Raw genomic sequence first — 735 nt, 5'->3', positions numbered from 1 at the left:
GAGTTGAGAGGTCCACCGTTACAGTTGGACACAGGCCAACTTCTCAAGATTGCAAAACGTGGCGGCGTGACCGCAGTGGAGGCAGTGCAAGCATGGCGCAATGCACTGACGGGTGCCCCCCTGAACCTGACCCCGGAGCAGGTGGTGGCCATCGCCAGCAATATTGGTGGCAAGCAGGCGCTGGAGACGGTGCAGGCGCTGTTGCCGGTGCTGTGCCAGGCCCATGGCCTGACCCCGGACCAGGTGGTGGCCATCGCCAGCAATGGCGGTGGCAAGCAGGCGCTGGAGACGGTGCAGCGCCTGTTGCCGGTGCTGTGCCAGGCCCATGGCCTGACCCCGGAGCAGGTGGTGGCCATCGCCAGCCACGATGGCGGCAAGCAGGCGCTGGAGACGGTGCAGGCGCTGTTGCCGGTGCTGTGCCAGGCCCATGGCCTGACCCCGCAGCAGGTGGTGGCCATCGCCAGCAATATTGGTGGCAAGCAGGCGCTGGAGACGGTGCAGCGGCTGTTGCCGGTGCTGTGCCAGGCCCATGGCCTGACCCCGGAGCAGGTGGTGGCCATCGCCAGCAATAGCGGTGGCAAGCAGGCGCTGGAGACGGTGCAGCGGCTGTTGCCGGTGCTGTGCCAGGCCCATGGCCTGACCCCGGAGCTGTCTCTTATACCCATCTGTATAACCAATATTTCTTGAATAAACAGCAATAATCAACAAAATGCACACGAATCACTACTCTACTAA

Annotated in this window: 1 pseudogene; it reads left to right on the top strand. The window is 63.3% G+C overall.

Annotation, left to right across the window (positions count from 1 at the left end):
* Positions 1-648: pseudogene (locus tag CSC62_RS17365) on the top strand (type III secretion system effector avirulence protein AvrBs3); the annotation flags it as partial.
* Positions 649-735: the final 87 nt, after the last annotated feature.

This window comes from Pseudoxanthomonas jiangsuensis, assembly GCF_010093185.1.
In the GTDB taxonomy this organism is placed as follows: Bacteria; Pseudomonadota; Gammaproteobacteria; order Xanthomonadales; family Xanthomonadaceae; genus Pseudoxanthomonas; species Pseudoxanthomonas jiangsuensis.
The sequence above is the reverse complement of the archived record's forward strand: the minus strand, read 5'-3'. Positions and strand labels throughout refer to the sequence as shown.